Origin of the sequence: Mesorhizobium sp. M0854 (genome assembly GCF_040319815.1) — a bacterium.
GTDB lineage: Bacteria > Pseudomonadota > Alphaproteobacteria > Rhizobiales > Rhizobiaceae > Mesorhizobium.
This window is the reverse complement of record NZ_JAMYOL010000020.1, coordinates 1-16,773: the sequence shown is the minus strand read 5'-3', so window position 1 is coordinate 16,773 and position 16,773 is coordinate 1. Positions and strand designations below refer to the sequence as shown.

Sequence of the window (16,773 nt, the reverse complement as noted above, 5' to 3'; positions counted from 1 at the left end):
GCCGCCGACTGGCGGAAAATCCAGCCCGATGACGCCGAAGGGTGAACAGATTCAGTTTGAACTAAAAGATTTGCCGTAAAACTTATCGGGAACGTTTGCTTTGCAGTTACCCGGTCTGTGTTATTTAGAGTACCATCATGTTGCAGCGCCTCATATCCGATCGAAAAATACATGTCCTGGTCGCGACGCCCTCGGGCGTTTCGGGGCAGGGCGGCATCGACCGCATCATGGGCGCGCTGAAGCAGGAGTTCGAACGGCAAGAAATCGCCGACATCGATGTGTGCTTCCTTGCCAGTCGTGGCCCGGGGCATGTCGGACTTTCGATCTTCTATATGCTCGGTTTTTGCTTACGGATGCTTAAAGCGCGTCTGGCTGGACGCGCCGATGTCATTCATATCAACATCTCAGTTTCCGGCAGCACCTACCGCAAGATGGTGATCGCCGCCTGCGCACGGCTGCTGTCGATACCCTATGTCCTGCATTTGCACGGGGCGCAGTATCAGACATTCTGGAAAGCCGACCGCGGTTTCATTAGCCGCCGTATCAAAGCTCTGTTCGAGCATGCCGATCGGGTGATCGTTTTGGGCAGGCTTTGGCGCGATTTCGTCGCCAGCCGGGCGCCGGGCGCAGCCGGCAATATCGTGATCGTGCCCAATGCGACCGAAGTCCCGTCGCTGGCGCATGTCGGCGGCGGCGACCATGTGCATATCCTGTTCCTGGGCCGCATCGGCGACCGCAAGGGCGTACCGCAATTGTTAGACGCGCTGCACCGCATGAGCCCTGTCAAGAATTGGCGCGCCACGATTGCCGGCGATGGCGAAGTCGAGGCGGCACGGGCAAAATCGGCCGCGCTGGGGATTGCAGACCGGATCGCCTTTCCGGGTTGGGTGGGACCGGACGATGTCGCATCGCTGATTTCTTCGGCCGATATTCTGGTTCTTCCATCCTTCGCCGAAAATCTGCCGATGTCGGTGATCGAAGGCATGGCAGCCGGTTTGGCGGTGGTGGCGACCCCGGTTGGCGCCGTCGAAGACATAATCACCGACGGGCAATCCGGGCTGCTGGTGCCGCCAGGCGATGTTACAGCGTTGACCGAGGCGCTGAGCCGCCTCGCGGAGAACCCGGCACTGCGGGCAAAGCTTGGTGCCGGTGCCATGGCAGTGCATCGGGAACGGCTTGAGCTCGCCCCGTTTGTCGGCGCAATCTGCGATGTCTGGCGGTCGGCCGCGTCAAGCCGTCAACCGGTCAAGCGCTGAGGCCGACGATCGCGGCGGCGCGTCGAGCCTGAATTCGCGGTGGAATATCTCCAAATTCAACAGCGCCCATATCAGCTTTTCGTGGTCTGCGGCACGCGTGGTGTGTTCCGAGACGATTTGATCTAGCTGTTTCGGACTCAGATAGCTGCGAATGACGGAGTGAGGCGAGCAAAGATGGTCATGCACGTAGTTCCTCATCGATCCGCGAAACCATTCGGCGACCGGTACCTTGAACCCGACCTTGCGGCGGCTGAGAATTTCCTCCGGGAGGATATTGGCCATGCTGTCGCGCAGGATCTGCTTGCTGTGCAACCAACCCAGCCTGTAGCGATCGGGCAATTTGCTGACGAATGAAACCAGGTCTCGATCGAGGAACGGCATTCTTCCTTCGATTGAGCCGGCCATCATCATGTGGTCGCCTCGTTCCAGGAGATTGTCAGGCAGCCACGATGTCTGATCGAAAAACAGCACGCGGCGAAGATGGGAAGCCGCAGCGCTTGACGAGAACGGAAAGTCGTTGCGCTCATAACGGCGATTTGCGGACGCGCCGATCAGGCAAGCGCGCTGCTGCGCCGAAACGGCTCCAAACCAGGAGACCATCCGGGCGGCAAAGTCCCTTTCGCCCGCGGTGCGGGCAAACGTATCGACCTTGGCCGACGCGCCCGGCATGGCGCGTACCAAAGGGGAAAGGACGTTATCGTGCAGCGAGGCTGGAACAAGCGACTGGTAGATCCCGGCCAGTGATTCCGCGCGATGCTTGGGATAGCCGCCGAGAATCTCGTCGGCTCCTTCTCCGGTGAGCACCATCTTGACGTCCTGCGAGGCGCGCTCCGACATCAGGTAAATTGGAATATCGCTGCTTTGCGAAACAGGTCCCCCGCGTTGGCGAACCATCGCGGGCAGGTGATCCATCAGATCGCCTGGCTGGATGACAAGTTCGCAATGATCGGTCTTGAAATGATCGGCAACGCGCCGGGCGAATGCAAGTTCGCTATAGGCTGCGTCGTCGAACCCGACGGAAAACGTGCGAATGGGCGTGGCGCTGTGCCTGGCCATCAGGGCGACGATAGCCGAGGAGTCGAGTCCTCCGGAGAGAAAGGCCCCAAAAGGTGCATCGCTGCGCATCCTGATCTCGACGGAATGGTCGAGCAGTTCCAGAAATCGCTTCTTGGCGGTTTTTCCGTCGATCCGCTCGGTCAGGGCCACCTGATCCGGAGGCGTATAGTAGCGCGTTTCCTTGACCACCCCTTGCGACCAGACAGCATAGCTTCCGGGATTGAGCTTGCGGATCTGTTTAAAAAGCGTGCGTGGTCCCGGCACATAACGCCAGTTCAGATACTCGTCCACCGCATCCAGATCGAGTTGCTGCGCATCTTGCTGCGCCGACAACAATGCGTTGATCTCCGAGGCAAACAGCAGCAATCTTTCGCTTTGCATGAGGTAAAGCGGCTTTTCCCCGAAGGGATCCCGGCCGAGGATCAATTCTTGCCTCTGAGCATCCCAGAGTGCAAAGGCGAACATGCCGCTCAGCCGGTCGAACATTGACAAGCGCCACTGATCGTAGGCTCGGAGCAGCACCTCGGTATCGGAGCGCGTTCGAAAATGATGGCCAAGGCCGATCAGTTCCTGGCGCAGCTCGATGTAGTTATATATCTCGCCGTTGAAAATTATTTTGAGACGACCGTCCTCAATCTGCATCGGCTGATTCGACTCGGGCGCTAGGTCAATGATCGCCAGGCGGCGATGAACCAATGCCAATTGTTGCTCGCCGGTATTCAGGTCCAATATCTCGGTGCCTTCGGCATCGGGACCGCGATGCCGCAATGCGTTTGACATTCTGGCGGCCCGCTCTTGTGGATTTTTAGCCCTTCGCCCGATCCATCCGGCAATTCCACACATTGTTCCCCCCCTAGGCGCGCGCATTCCCCACTCAGTACAACAAATGTGTTAAACACTTCGTGCCAATACAACCCAACCGGGAGAAAGCTGCCATGGGCCGTTCCTCGATCGAGCCTGGCCGTCAGGGGTTGCCACCGGTTGTTCGCTGGTGAGGGCGAGTGATGGCACCTATGGCAGGCCCAATGCCTGCAGCATCTCCGGGTCGGGAACCGGGGGACCATCGGGCGGGATGAGGCTCATCCCATAGGGATTGGAGAACTCCCAGACAGACCATGGGATCGCGAAGCGTTCGGCCTCTCGGCGCACTGCCTTGAGATAGCGCGAACGGTCGGCCTCAAAGGCGCCCATGCGGCCGTCCGCGGACATGAGGATAGCGCCGAATTCGCCCATGAAGAGCCGCCGGCTGGGAATGCCATGGCCTTCAGCCCAGTCGACAGCCTGGCGAAAGCTGGCCTCCAGTTGGCTCTGGCCCCAGTTCTGCTCGAAATAGTTCGCGATTGCTTGGCGCGCGGTGGCCATGTTCATGACCTGCTCGACCCTGCTCAAGCCGGCAGCTTCCATCCGCGCTCTAAGGGTTTCGGTCACCACTTCGGGTGTACTGCTGTCGGCCGGCCAGGGAAGTCCCGAAGCAAAGCTGATCGTGTCATCGGGCCGCTGGTGGGTGAAGCTGTGCGGCTCATACATATGGAAGCTGTAATAGAGGTTTGGGTCATCAAAGCCGGGGCTGAGGTTGACCAATCCGGCAATGCTGCCGCCGCAGGCGCCGGTTGCAACGATGGTAAGTTCGCTGCTGACCGCTCGAATGTCGTGGACGGTCCCTGCCATGATCCGCTGCCAGTGATCGCTGCCGCTCGCATCGCAAGGGTAGTATGCGGGCTCGTTGTAAGGTTCGAGGGCGACTTTGTCGGTGCCTATCTTGACCAGCATGGCGGCGACCGCCACAACCATTTGACGATAGCGGGCAACGCCCTCGCTGTCGGCGCCGCCATAGATCATCTCCATGCTGTAGTCGGGAACCTGAGTGACGCCATGCAGGTCGAAAACCACCTTGAGGCCGGTCGACGTGATCCGCTCGACGGCGGCGGCAAGTATGTCCAGCGCCTGCTGCCGCCTGGCGTCCCCGCTGGCAAGCAGCGGGCCGGGATCGACGCTCAGCCGGACGAAGTCGAAGCCCATCGATCGGATGTGGGCAAACACCTCCCCGGCCGGCCAGTCGGTGAGCGGCCTGCTTTCCGCAAGCCACTCCTTTTCGCTGCGATAGGGCGGCCAAACGTAGGTTCCGTCTTTCGCCACCGGCGACCAGTTGAGCCACTGATGCACGCCAACGCCGCGCTTGAGAGGGATGGGCTCTGCCTCGGCCGCCACAAGCAAGGCGAGCACCCAGGCAACAAAATACACCGCTTTTCGCATCGCTCCCTCCGCATGCTCGCGGGAGATATTAACCGCAACGAACGGGAAAGAAGATTGCCGGCCCGCAGCTTTTCGACGGCATGGTATACAAGGACCGAAACGTTGACGGGGCGTGCATGAGAATCGGCTGGTACATCAACCGATTGCGCAGCATGGGACCGGCCGAGGTGTTGCACCGGCTGGGCGAGCAACGTCGAAGGATCGCGTCGCGCCGCCGCGATGATGGGTGGGAGCGCTATCCATCGCCGCAGTTGCACCCAGTGCTGCCCGGATTTCGCCATGCTGCGCTGGCAGCGACCGACGCTCAACGGCAGGCCATAGCGGCGGCCGCGCAAGAGATGCTTCATGGCCGGTTTTCGGCACTCGGGCGGACATGGCCAAAGCGTGAGCCCGATCGTTTGTTTCCTGCTGAGCTTTGGCGTCTTGATCCGGTAACCGGCAGGCTTTGGCCTGGCGCCGAGGCTCATACTTTCGATATCGATTTTCGCGATGGCGGCGACCTTGGCGATATAAAATATGTCTGGGAGATCAACCGGCTGCAGCAATTGCCAGTACTGGCTGCACACCTGCTCCTCAGCGAGGACAATCGATCCCGGAGTGCCATTGAGGCGGCAATCGGCAGTTGGCATTCCGCCAATCCGCCGTACCGAGGCATTGGCTGGGCTTCCGGCATCGAAGTAGCGCTGCGAGCCATCAGCCTGATCGTCACCCTGGACCTTATCGGTGACCGGCTTGACCCGGCGACGCTGCGGAAAGCCGGTGAGATACTCGCGGCAAGCGCCTATTGGCTGCCGCGGTTTCCGTCGCGATATTCCTCCGCCAACAACCATCTCGTCGCAGAGTTGGCTGGCGAATATCTGGTTGGCCTGGCGCTCGGGGCCGAATCCGAAATTGCCCGCAGCGCGCTCTTAAATGAGACGCACAAGCAGATTCTTGCCGACGGCGCCGGTGCCGAGCAAACGCCGACCTATGCAGCCTTCAGCGCCGAACTCATCTTGCTGTGCGCCGCCGCGGCGCGCCAGGCGGGAACGCCGTTTCCCTCGGCCGTCGAAGCGCGTCTGGGCGCCTTCGCCAATTTCGTCGGCTGGCTGCCACAGAAAGCCGCCCGCTTCGGCGACGACGATGAGGGCCATGTGCTGAAGCTGGGCGACGAGCCGAACTATATCCGATCCGTCGCGGCCGCCATCCACGGCTTACTGGGGACGCCGGGCAACGCGCCGGAGCCTGACGATTTTCGTTCGCTTTTCTTTGGTGCGCCGTCAGGCCCGGCGCCCACGGTGCATGGCTTGCAGACATTCACGCAAGGCGGGCTCTCCGTCTGGCGCGGAGCAATGAATGGCCGCAATGTCGAACTGACGTTCGACCATGGACCGCTCGGCTATCTCTCGATAGCGGCGCACGGCCATGCCGACGCGCTGTCGCTCACCCTGTGCATCGACGATGAGCCGGTGCTGGTCGATCCCGGCACTTGGCTCTACGGTTCGGGAGGCGCATGGCGCGACTGGTTCCGCTCCACACCGGCGCACAACACGCTGAACATCGAGGGCAAGAGTCAAAGCACCATCGCTGGAAATTTCAACTGGTCGCACAAGGCAGTCGCAGCGCTGGTGGAGAGCGAACCGGAACCGCACTGGAGGCTGAGCGCCCGGCATGACGGCTATAGAAGCCGCTTCGGCGTCGTGCATCAGCGCACTTTGGCGCGCCAGGCCGATGGCATCCTCATCACCGACCAACTGCTCGGCGGCAGGCGCCAGTCCGAGATCGTCTTCCAACTGGCCGCCGGCCTCCATGCCGAGCGGCACGAAGATACGGTCACGGTATTGCGCGGCGACGAGGTACTGTTGGCCATCCGCTTTCCTGATGCTGTGCTCGATATCGGCGCCGGCGGTGACATGCCGGGCCAAGGCGGTTGGGTTTCACTGCGTTTTGGCAGCAGGCAGCAAGCCGAACGCCTCGCCTGGCACGGTGAAGTGGGCGAAGCCGGGATCGATATCCATCTTGCCCCAATTCACCCGCCGCGACAGCAAAAACCGGTGCCAACGTAGAGTTGCCGCGTGAGTTCCAGCCGTATTCGACATTAATTACGTTTGGACATTTAGCGGTTTCGTTACCGTTGATCTGCTAGTCTCGCACCATCCAGCCTGCTTTGCCCGCTGCGCCCCGCAACAGCCACTGGTTGCAGGCGGCGTAGCGAGTTTGGCGGGAATTTTGTGCTTTGCTATTCGCCAGATCGCCTTCTTACGACCCCCAGACTGCCTTCTTACGACCAGGAGCCGCTGCATCAATGTTTTCCGAATTTGCCAGAGCGATTGTGGAAAAGCTTTCGAACGTCAATCTGACCACGCTCGGCCTGCTTCTCCTCACCGCACTGGGCAGCGCGGTGATCGCCTACTGGCGAACTGCCGAACATAAGTCCCTCAGGGACTTTTTCGACTTCGCCTTCCCACAGGAAGTCATCCTGCACCCGTCGGCGCGAGCCGACGCCATGTTCTGGATCACGAAACGGGCGATGATGCCTTTCCTGCTTATTCCTGCCGGCGTCACCTTCGTCGTCGCGGTGGGCTATGGCACACGCGAGGCAATTGGCTGGCTCCTTAACATCCACGCGCCGCTTCTCGGCGGCCGGGCGGGACCGGTGACGATCGTCATCTTCACCGCAACCATGCTGGTCGCCTATGATATTTCATACTACCTCTACCACGTCGCCCAGCACCGTTTCCCGTTCCTGTGGGAATTGCACAAGGTACATCATTCGGCCGAGGTGATGGTGGGGATCACCAAGGACCGGGTTCATCCGCTGGACGATCTGATGAACCGTATGTGGGATGGCGTCATCCCGGGCATCTGCTTCGGGATCTGGAGCCTGATCGCACTCGATCCGGTAGAGGTCGCTATCTTCGGCATCAACGTCTACGTCATCCGCAACATCCTGATGATGGACTTTGTTCGCCATACGCATCTCAAGATATCGTTCGGCCCGTTGAACAACATCATCCTGTGTCCGCACTGGCACCAGGTGCATCACAGCATCGACCCTCGTCATTATGACAAGAATTTCGGCCTGCTTTTTTCGTTCTGGGATCGTCTGTTCGGAACGCAATTTGTCCCGGAGCCCGATGAAGACCTGAAATTTGGCCTGGTCGATCGCGATGTGCGCGATTACCAGTCGCTCTTTGGGCTCTACATCCTGCCGCTCAAGAAGATGGCAAGGCATGTCATGCGACTGTTTCACAGACGGCCCAATGTGGTCGCGCAGCCACAGGACAGTTCTCCTTCATGAACACCGCTGTTTCCATCGACGTCCTAGGCGCGGAGCGCCTGGAAATCGTCCGTTCGGCGGATCGCCTGGCTGCGGTCGAAGCCGCTTGGATGGAGCTTTGGCATCGTACCGACGGGCTGATCTTTCAAAGCCATGCCTGGATTTCGGCATGGTGGAGTACCGTACAACGCCGTGACCAGCGCGCGTTGCGGATCGGCCTGGTCTGGAAGGGCGAGAGACTCGTTGCTGTCGTTCCGCTGGCGATCGGCAGGCGCAGGGGGCTGCGGTTTCTCGAATGGGCGGCCGGCAGCTATACCGACTATGGGGATATTCTCGTTGCTCCGGAATGCTCGTTATCGGCGCTGCAGGAGCTATGGACCCAACTCTGCGATGCCGGCGGCTTCGACCTTGCCTTGATCAATCGTCTCTCACCGGATGCGGCGGCCCGCAAAATTTTCACGCCAGGAGCTTCCGGCGGCATCAGGCTTCGTCCGTTTCACCGAACGGAAGTCAGCTATCGCGTTGCCGGACAATGGGAAAGCGGAGCGGCATGGTTCGCGGGCCAGTCGAAAAAGACGCGCCAGAACTATCGGCGCGGCATCAAAGCGCTGGAAGAAACCGGACAGGTGAGATTTCGCCTGCTTGCCCCCGACGAGCCGCTGCAACCGGTACTGGAGCGCCTCGCGGCCTTGAAGCGGAAATGGCTGACCGAGCGCATGCGTGAGTCAGACCTGTTCGAAGAGGGCGTCCCGGTACTCGCCGCGCTCGTCGGTGCGTTGGCGCGCGCCGGCGTGCTGCATATCTTCGTCCTCGAATGCAATGGCGTGATGGTCGCGGTGTCGATCAATTTCGTCCAGCACGACGTGATGATGGCCTTCGTGACGACGTTCGATCCGGATTTCGGCCGGGCGTCGCCGGGTGTGATCCTGTTGATGGATTACGTGCAGTGGTCGATAGATCACGGTTTGAGCATGGTCGATTTCCTCTGTGGCGCAGAGTCGTTCAAACACAAATTCTCAACGCAGGCGGTTACGCTGGAATCCGTCATCGGGACGCGCACGGCACAGGGCGCGCTTGCACTTCTTGCCGATCGTGTTCTCCAGACGGTCAGGCATATGCGCGAGCGGTCATCGGCACCACCAGAGGGACGCGATGCGCCCGCTCAAGCCGAAGCAGCCTTGGACTAAAGCGCGTCGCGTTCGATCGGCCTCATGCAACGCGCTTTAGATTCTTGTTTTAACATGTCGTTATCGCAAAACCGCTGCACACTTTTGCGCGACATGCTTTAGAACGGTTCATCGTTTCACGGAAACGGCCCGCTCGCAAAAAGCTCAAATGAAGCGCGGTATCGGACCGTTTTGCGGCGTGGTGCGGTCGCCGAGGTCGAGGAAGATTTCGTCGATGTAGCACCATCCCCAACCTTCCGGCGGATCGTAGCCTTCGATGACAGGATGGCCGGTTGCCCGAAAATGCTTGGTGGCATGACGGTTGGGCGAGTCGTCGCAGCAGCCGACATGGCCGCATGTGCGGCAGAGCCGCAGATGCACCCACTGCGAACCGCTCTTCAGGCATTCCTCGCAGCCGAGCGCGCTCGGTGTCACGCCGCGAATGTCCCCGGCGTGCCTGCATTCGTCTGCCATCATACGCTCCTGACCAGTTGTGGCGCCACGGCGAGACTGCCGTTTCGCGCGAGATATTGGCGGGTTGAGACATGGTTCGAACCTATCGCCGGTTTCCGACAGTTTGAAGCGGTTTTTGCGGCTTGCGGCCGGTAGGAACCTGGCCCGCCTGTCGGAAAACGCTATGTCCTTCGCTTCGCAGTTAACTGATCGCAGCCGTGCGACGGTGTCGTCGCGACGTGCCTCACGATCCGTTGCATCTCCTTGATTTGTTTGATTTGCGCATCCCGGCAAACCCGGCGCATGCTGCTTTAGCCGGCACCTGCCTAAGCCGGCCAGGCCCGGCGGGCCGTCCTGTGTCAAACTCTCGGCCGCCGGGCTTCTGGACAGCAGAAAACGGCCTGTGTCCGAGCACTCCGCAAACTGGCCCGCGGCCTGTTGTTCGGCGAGTGCTCAGGCAGCTACCTGAAGCACAATCTTGCCGCGCGTGTGCTGCTTCTCGAGCTGTTCCTCGGCCCTGGCGACTTCCTCAAGAGGATAGATTGCCTGCACGAATGGCCTGACCTTCCCGGCGTCGATGAGGCGGCTGATCTCGGCAAGCTGCGCCGCGTTCGGCTTGGTCAAATAGGAAACGCCGCGAGCCCGATGCAGGCGGGCCTTCTCCGCCGACGGTTCGGAAAGCGTTGAGACGAGCGTCCCGCCGGGCTTGAGCACGTCCCACGAGCGGTCCTGTGTTTCACCCGCTACCAGGTCGAAGACGAGGTCGACGTCCTCGACAAGCTCCTCGAAGCGCTGGTTCTTGTAATCGACCGCCTGGTCGGCGCCAAGCGCGCGGACGAAATCGAAATCCTGCGCGGACACAGTCGTCGCGACAAACGCGCCCGCGGCCTTTGCGAACTGCACCGCCAGATGACCGACGCCGCCGGCGCCGCCATGGATAAGGACCCGCTGCCCGGATTTGAGGCCGCCGTGATCGAAAAGGCCTTGCCACGCGGTAAGGCCCGCAAGTGGCACGGCGGCGGCTTCGGCGTGGCTTAAGCGTTGCGGCTTCGCCGCCGCCTCCGTTGCCTTCACGACGACATATTCGGCGTTGCCGCCGCGGTCGTTGCCGAGCATGGCATATAGCGGATCGCCCTTCTTCAGCGTATGGGCCCGCGTGCCGCACAGTTCCACCACGCCGGATACGTCGCGGCCGAGCGTGACGGGCAGATCCGCGCCCGAAGAGCCCTCGCGAACCTTGTAGTCGACGGGATTGACGCTTGCCGCGTAGACCTTGAGCGTGACCTCGTCGTCATGCGGCTGAGGCAACGGAACCGCGTCCAGCGAAAGAACCTCCGGTCCACCAAAATCGTGGATACGGACGGCCTTCATCGTAATCATGGCTTGCTCCTCGTCGGGTTGCAGTCCAGTTCGCTCTGAACAGTTTCGCCGGCAGGCCGGCGTCTATCCAGCCGGCGGTTCGGTCGTAGCAAAGGCCGGCCGGTGGTGCGCCGTCAGTGTATCGTTTGCGAATGCTCGCCGCCGGGTTGCGAGATGCCGCTCAGCGCTTCACCTGCTGTCGCCGTCTCGCTGTTGGTGGCGAGGTCGCCCAGCGAAACGATGCCGACCAGGCGCTTGTCGCGGTTCAGCACCGGCAAGCGGCGCACTTTCAGGTCAGCCATGTTACGCAGAACATCCTCTGCGTCTTCGTCTTCGAAGCAATACCTGACCTCGGTGCTCATCACTTCCCGTACCTTGGCGTCAGGTGTCTTGCCTTGGGCGACGCCGCGGATTGCGATGTCGCGATCGGTTACCATGCCGACAAGCCGATCGTTCTCGCCCACCGGCATTGCGCCGGCGTCGAGGCGACCCATCATTTCAGCCGCATCGCGCAGGGTTTGCTGCGGACTGGCGATCTCGACGTCCTTTGTCATGCAGTTGCCAACTTTCATTTTAACCTCCCTTGGTTGCAGGGCCCGCCGCCGGTTTCCAGGATGAAAGGGTGAATGAGCGCCAGCGCAAAACGTTCCATGGCAAGACCCGTTTCGAGCGCTTCGCCGAAATCACCCTTGCCATCCTCCACCCGACTGCCCTTCAGGCGGTCGGCCCGGGAAAGGTCGGTTCCGAAGGAATTTCGGAAGGCGTGCCGGGAGGAACTCCGATCGGCTCCTGGTCCGGCGTCGGAATTGGATCCGGCGAGGGCGGGGGTACGCCTGGAGGTTCTCCCGGCGGAGTCTCCGGCGGGGCAGGCGGCCGGGCCGGCTCCGGATTGGGATTGTCCGGCAGTGGATTCGGGTTGTTCGGATCGGGGTTGTTCATCGATCACTCCCTGACATCTGTGGCCTGATCTCCGCCAGAGCGGGGGTGCCGCAGCGGCGAGCAGGCTCTCTTGTCCTAAACCGAGGGGAAGCAAAAGCGTTCCCGCATCCGATGCCAAGCGCGGTGCCAATCTATCGGGCTATCGGGCGGTTCCCAGGCTGGCATACATCCCGTTGGTGCGGAACTGCGTCGGGTTGATGCCGTAGAGGCGGCGGAAGACCTTCGAAAAATAATTGGCATCCTCGAAGCCGCACATGATGGCGACTTCCTTGACCGGCAGGAAATCGGCCTTCGTCAGCAACTTCGCCGCGAGCTGCAGTCGCTGCTGCAGCACGAATTCGGCGGGCGGAAGTCCCTCGCTCTCGGCGAAGCAGCGCGAGAAATGCGCGCGGCTCAGGCCGCTGATCTCAGCGAGATCGGCAACGCGGAGCGGCCTGTCGAGATTGGCCCTGATGTGATCGATGACCGGCTGCATGGCGCTCTTGTCGTCGGTGACGGCATGCGAGCCGAAGACATCGTCGTAGAGCGCCATGGCTGCTTCATAGGCGACGGCCGAGGCGGCTCCCGGCGAGACCGCGCCCGTGATCAGGCGCACACTGCAATCAGCCAGATGATCGATCGTCGAGGGCTGCAGCCGCAGCACCGGACCGACGGCGGCAAGGATCGACCTGTGGATGCGCAGTGCCTCCTCGCCGTTCATCGATATCCAGAAGAACTCCCAGCGTTCGCCCTTGGCCAGCCAGTAACGGTGGTTGTGCGGCACGAGAACCAGCAAAGTGTCGCCCTTTTGCAGGCGGTAGTTCCGGTTCTCGTAGCGCAATCGGCCGGTGCCGCTGATCGTATGCTGGAGCACGGTAAACGGCGTCAGGCCGCGCTTGCGCCCATCCCAGTCGTAGACCTCGTTCTCGCGCACTTCATAGCCGGTGCTTGTCGGCATGGTGTGTAGGCGCTGGCGCCCGCGCGGCAGCGATACCGTCCTGCCCGCCGGCCCGATGTCGATCAAGTTCCGCAGCACAAAATTACCCCTAAAAGCATAATCCTTCTCTGGTCGCGTGCCGAATAAGGCGCATAATCCCTCGAGAAAAGCAAAAGAAACCGCGGTCAAAGAGCGGATGGGAGGAAGTGCTGGATTCCAGCCTGCATAGCGTCGCAGGCGGGCCAGCCTCTTTTCGCCGCCTTTGCCCTAGCGTTCGATCAGGTCGAGGTGAGGCTGATGAGTTTCAAGATCGCTATCATCGGTGCGGGAAGCGTCGGGTTCACCAAGAAGCTCTTCACCGACATTTTGTGCGTTCCTGAATTCAGGGATGTCGAATTCGCATTGACCGATCTCAGCGAGCGCAACCTCCAGATGATCAAGTCGATCCTCGACAGGGTCGTCGAATTCAACAGGCTGCCGACCAAGGTTACGGCAACGACAGACCGCCGTGCTGCCCTCGAGGGCGCACGCTACATCATCAGCTGCGTTCGCGTCGGCGGTCTCGAAGCCTATGCGGACGACATCCGCATTCCCTTGAAGTATGGCATCGACCAGTGCGTCGGCGACACGATCTGCGCCGGCGGCATCCTCTATGGCCAGCGCAACATTCCGGTGATCCTCGATTTCTGCAAGGATATCCTCGAAGTCGCCGAGCCCGGGGCGAAATTCCTGAACTACGCCAATCCGATGGCCATGAACACCTGGGCGGCGATCGAATATGGCAGGGTCGATACCGTCGGCCTCTGCCACGGCGTCCAGCATGGCGCCGACCAGATCGCCGAAGTGCTCGGCGCCAAGTCGCGCACCGATCTCGACTACGTCTGCTCCGGCATCAATCACCAGACCTGGTTCATCGACCTGCGTCTCAACGGCCGCAAGATCGGTAAGGACGAGCTGGTTGCCGCCTTCGAGGCGCATCCGGTCTATTCGCAGCAGGAAAAGCTGCGCATCGATGTCCTGAAGCGCTTCGGCGTCTATTCGACCGAAAGCAACGGCCATCTTTCCGAATACCTGCCCTGGTATCGCAAGCGGCCGGACGAAATCACCCGCTGGATCGACATGTCCGACTGGATTCACGGCGAGACCGGCGGCTACCTTCGTTATTCGACCGAAACACGCAACTGGTTCGAAACGGAGTTCCCGCAATTTCTGGAATCCGCCGCCAGGCCGATAGACCCCGCCAAGCGCTCCAACGAGCATGCCAGCCACATTCTCGAGGCGCTGGAGACGAACCGCGTTTACCGCGGCCATTTCAACGTCAAGAACAACGGCATCATCACCAACCTGCCGCAGGACGCGATCATCGAGTCGCCCGGCTTCGTCGACCGCTTCGGTATCAACATGGCCTCCGGCATCACGCTGCCGGAGGCCTGCGCCGCCACTTGCATTTCCTCGATCAACGTCCAGCGCATGTCGGTTCATGCGGCGATCTCCGGCGATGTCGACCTGCTGAAGCTCGCGGTCCTGCACGACCCGCTGGTCGGCGCGGTTTCGACGCCGGAAGAGGTTTGGCAAATGGTGGACGAAATGGTCGTCGCCCAGGCTCGCTGGCTGCCGCAATATGCCGATGCGGTGCCGGCCGCGAAGGAACGGCTTTCGAAATCCAGGATCAAGACCCGCGAATGGGCCGGTGCGGCAAGGCGCGACGTCCGTTCGATCGAGGAATTGCGTGCGGAAAAAACGGCTCTCAAGCAGGCCGTCTGAATTTCGCCAGAACGGATCGCGGCAAGCTTTCGGGAGGATTTTCCGCACCCGTCTGTACATTCGTTCGAGGAGAAATGGAGCGGCGTCAACGCGCTCCTGAACAACAGGGAGGAGAGACGATGAGGAATTTTCGAAACATTGGCATTCTCGCCGGGCTGGCGCTTAGCGTCTCGGCCTCGGCGCTGAACGCGTATGCATCCGAGCCGACCGTGCCGCCGGTGCCCGCGCAATTTCCCGCCGAGGGAAAGATCAAATACGTCGCGCGCGACTCCATCCTGGAGTTCAAGGCACTTCCGGAATACCACGAACCCGATTGGGTCACCGACAAATACGTCAAGGCAGGCAAGCTGCCGCCGGTCAAGGACCGGCTGCCGAAGGAGCCGCTGGTCTTCAAGACCGGCAATATGCCGGACGGCGTCGGTGTCTACGGTGATACGATGCGTCATGTCATCGGCGGCCGGCCGGAGGGCTGGAACTACGGCGCCGGCCAGACGCAAGGCTGGGGCGGTATCGACATCGGCCTTTCCGAATGCCTGACGCGCACCGCGCCGCTGTTCCAGGTCGAGGCCAAGGACACGGAGCCGCTGCCGAACCTCGCCAAGAGCTGGGACTGGTCGAAGGACGGCCACACGCTGACGATGCATCTGGTCGAAGGCGCCAAATGGTCGGACGGCGTTCCGTTCAACGCCGACGATGTGATGTTCTACTGGGACGACGAGGTGATCGACCCCAATGTGTCGCCGCTGAACGGCGCGACGCAGGAGACCTTCGGCGTCGGCACGACGTTGAAGAAAATCGACGACTACACCGTCGAGTGGACGTTCAAGGACGCCTTTCCGAAACAATACCTTTACGCCATGGCTTACGGCACCTTTTGTCCGGGCCCGTCGCATATCCTGAAGCCGCAGCATCCGAAATATTCGAAGAACACCTACGAGCAGTTCAAGAACGCGTTCCCGCCGGAATATATGAACATGCCGGTGATGGGTGCCTGGGTGCCGGTGGCATACCGCCCCGACGACATCATCGTCATGCGTCGCAATCCGTACTATTGGAAGGTCGACGAGAAGGGCAACCAGCTGCCGTATCTCAATGAACTGCACTACAAATTGTCGACCTGGGCCGACCGCGACGTTCAGGCGGTATCGGGGGCGGGCGACTTCTCCAATCTGGAGCAGCCAGAGAACTTCGTCGCCTCGCTGAAGCGCGCGGCGCAAAAAGACGCACCGGCACGGCTTGCGTTCGGCGCGCGGCTGATCGGCTATAATCTGCGCATGAATTTCTCAGCCAATGGCTGGGGCAACCCCGACGAGCGCGGACAGGCGATACGCGAGCTGAACCGCAACGAGGACTTCCGCAAAGGCGTCACCATGGCGCTCAACCGCAAGGCGCTCGGCGACTCGCTGGTCAAGGGTCCGTTCACTGCCATCTATCCGGGCGGCTTATCCTCGGGCACGAGCTTCTACGACCGGAAGTCGACGGTCTACTACCCCTTCGATCTCGAAGGCGCCAAGGCGGAACTCGCCAAGGCAGGCCTGAAGGACACGGATGGCGACGGCTTCGTCAATTTTCCTGCAGGTACCGCCGGCGGCAAGAATGTCGAGATCGTGATGCTCGTCAACAACGACTACACCACCGACAAGAGCCTTGCCGAAGGTGTCGTCGCCCAGATGGAAAAGCTAGGGCTGCGGATCGTGCTGAACGGACTCAACGGCACCCAGCGCGATGCCTCGCAATACTCCGGCCGCTTCGACTGGCTGGTACGGCGCAACGATCAGGAGCTGACTTCCGTCGTCCAGAATACCGATCAGCTGGCCCCGGTCGGTCCACGAACCAGCTGGGACCATCGTGCGCCGGAAAACGGCGAGGTCGATATGATGCCTTTCGAGAAGGACCTCGTCGACATCGTCAACAAGTTTGTCTCGTCCGCGGACAATGACGAGCGCGCCAGCCTGATGAGAAAGTTCCAGAAGATCTCGACCGAGCACGTCTACAATGTCGGCCTGACGGAATATCCCGGCGCGCTGATCATCAACAAACGCTTCTCCAACATCCCGCAGGGCACGCCGATCTTCATGTTCAACTGGGCCGAGGATTCGATCGTCCGCGAGCGGGTCTTTGTCGCTGCCGACAAGCAGGCCAAGTACGAGCTGTTCCCCGAAGAGCTTCCCGGCAAGCCCGGAGACAAGGGCCCGATGAACTAGGTTTACCTCCCCTGACTGAGAACTCCGGCCCCCCCACGTTGCGCGGCCCCCGCAAACCAACCAACCGAACCACAAAAAAAGCGGCCACGCCCCCAAACCGACCGCCCCCCCCCGGTTGGTATTTCTGGGCCCGTGTATATTAAAAAAA

General features: G+C 61.0%; 13 protein-coding genes. 6 read left to right on the top strand and 7 right to left on the bottom strand.

Annotated features, from left to right (window positions below; genetic code table 11):
* The first annotated feature begins 137 nt into the window (after positions 1-137).
* Positions 138-1,256 (top strand): glycosyltransferase family 4 protein, encoded by a 1,119-nt coding sequence (locus tag NKH99_RS24080; protein WP_353015906.1) that lies wholly within the window; start codon positions 138-140, stop codon positions 1,254-1,256.
* On the opposite strand, the gene asnB is transcribed toward NKH99_RS24080, so the two are convergent.
* A complete protein-coding gene (gene asnB / locus NKH99_RS24075; protein WP_353015904.1) occupies positions 1,230-3,155 on the bottom strand; it encodes an asparagine synthase (glutamine-hydrolyzing) in 1,926 nt (641 codons plus the stop codon). The genes NKH99_RS24080 and asnB overlap by 27 nt on opposite strands.
* A 168-nt stretch (positions 3,156-3,323) precedes the next feature.
* Complete coding sequence (locus tag NKH99_RS24070; protein WP_353015902.1) at positions 3,324-4,565, bottom strand: glycoside hydrolase family 5 protein; 1,242 nt, start codon at positions 4,563-4,565, stop codon at positions 3,324-3,326.
* A 116-nt stretch (positions 4,566-4,681) separates the two neighbouring features.
* Between NKH99_RS24070 and NKH99_RS24065 the strand changes: the two genes are divergently transcribed.
* The 3 genes from NKH99_RS24065 (at position 4,682) to NKH99_RS24055 (ending at position 9,011) form a co-directional block, all read left to right on the top strand.
* Positions 4,682-6,610, top strand: coding sequence for a heparinase II/III family protein (locus NKH99_RS24065; protein ID WP_353015900.1), 1,929 nt, complete (start codon positions 4,682-4,684; stop codon positions 6,608-6,610).
* A 239-nt stretch (positions 6,611-6,849) separates the two neighbouring features.
* Positions 6,850-7,845 (top strand): sterol desaturase family protein, encoded by a 996-nt coding sequence (locus NKH99_RS24060; protein WP_353015898.1) that lies wholly within the window; start codon positions 6,850-6,852, stop codon positions 7,843-7,845.
* Positions 7,842-9,011: a GNAT family N-acetyltransferase gene (locus tag NKH99_RS24055; RefSeq protein ID WP_353015897.1), complete on the top strand. Its 1,170-nt coding sequence runs from the start codon at positions 7,842-7,844 to the stop codon at positions 9,009-9,011. Before NKH99_RS24060 ends, NKH99_RS24055 begins: the two co-directional genes overlap by 4 nt.
* A gap of 144 nt (positions 9,012-9,155) precedes the next feature.
* On the opposite strand, the gene NKH99_RS24050 is transcribed toward NKH99_RS24055, so the two are convergent.
* The 5 genes from NKH99_RS24050 to NKH99_RS24030 form a co-directional block, all read right to left on the bottom strand.
* Positions 9,156-9,467, bottom strand: coding sequence for a UBP-type zinc finger domain-containing protein (locus tag NKH99_RS24050; RefSeq protein WP_352501352.1), 312 nt, complete (start codon positions 9,465-9,467; stop codon positions 9,156-9,158).
* A gap of 429 nt (positions 9,468-9,896) precedes the next feature.
* Positions 9,897-10,823, bottom strand: coding sequence for an NADP-dependent oxidoreductase (locus tag NKH99_RS24045; RefSeq protein WP_352449638.1), 927 nt, complete (start codon positions 10,821-10,823; stop codon positions 9,897-9,899).
* A gap of 113 nt (positions 10,824-10,936) precedes the next feature.
* Positions 10,937-11,374 carry a CBS domain-containing protein gene (locus tag NKH99_RS24040; protein ID WP_352472517.1) on the bottom strand — a complete coding sequence of 146 codons (438 nt, stop codon included), beginning with the start codon at positions 11,372-11,374 and terminating at the stop codon, positions 10,937-10,939.
* Positions 11,371-11,505, bottom strand: a complete 135-nt coding sequence (locus NKH99_RS24035) for a hypothetical protein (protein WP_352501351.1) — start codon at positions 11,503-11,505, stop codon at positions 11,371-11,373. The genes NKH99_RS24040 and NKH99_RS24035 overlap by 4 nt, the downstream gene beginning before the upstream one ends.
* Before the next feature lie 375 nt (positions 11,506-11,880).
* The gene (locus NKH99_RS24030; protein ID WP_502896436.1) at positions 11,881-12,756 is read right to left on the bottom strand and encodes an AraC family ligand binding domain-containing protein; all 876 of its coding nucleotides are present in this window, start codon (positions 12,754-12,756) and stop codon (positions 11,881-11,883) included.
* Positions 12,757-12,954: 198 nt separating this feature from the next.
* Here NKH99_RS24030 and NKH99_RS24025 point away from each other — a divergent pair, with 198 nt between their 5' ends.
* Together NKH99_RS24025 and NKH99_RS24020 are read left to right on the top strand one after the other, a co-directional pair.
* The gene (locus NKH99_RS24025) at positions 12,955-14,421 is read left to right on the top strand and encodes an alpha-glucosidase/alpha-galactosidase (RefSeq protein WP_352541689.1); all 1,467 of its coding nucleotides are present in this window, start codon (positions 12,955-12,957) and stop codon (positions 14,419-14,421) included.
* A gap of 119 nt (positions 14,422-14,540) precedes the next feature.
* Positions 14,541-16,625, top strand: a complete 2,085-nt coding sequence (locus NKH99_RS24020; RefSeq protein ID WP_352541688.1) for an ABC transporter substrate-binding protein — start codon at positions 14,541-14,543, stop codon at positions 16,623-16,625.
* Positions 16,626-16,773 lie beyond the last annotated feature (148 nt).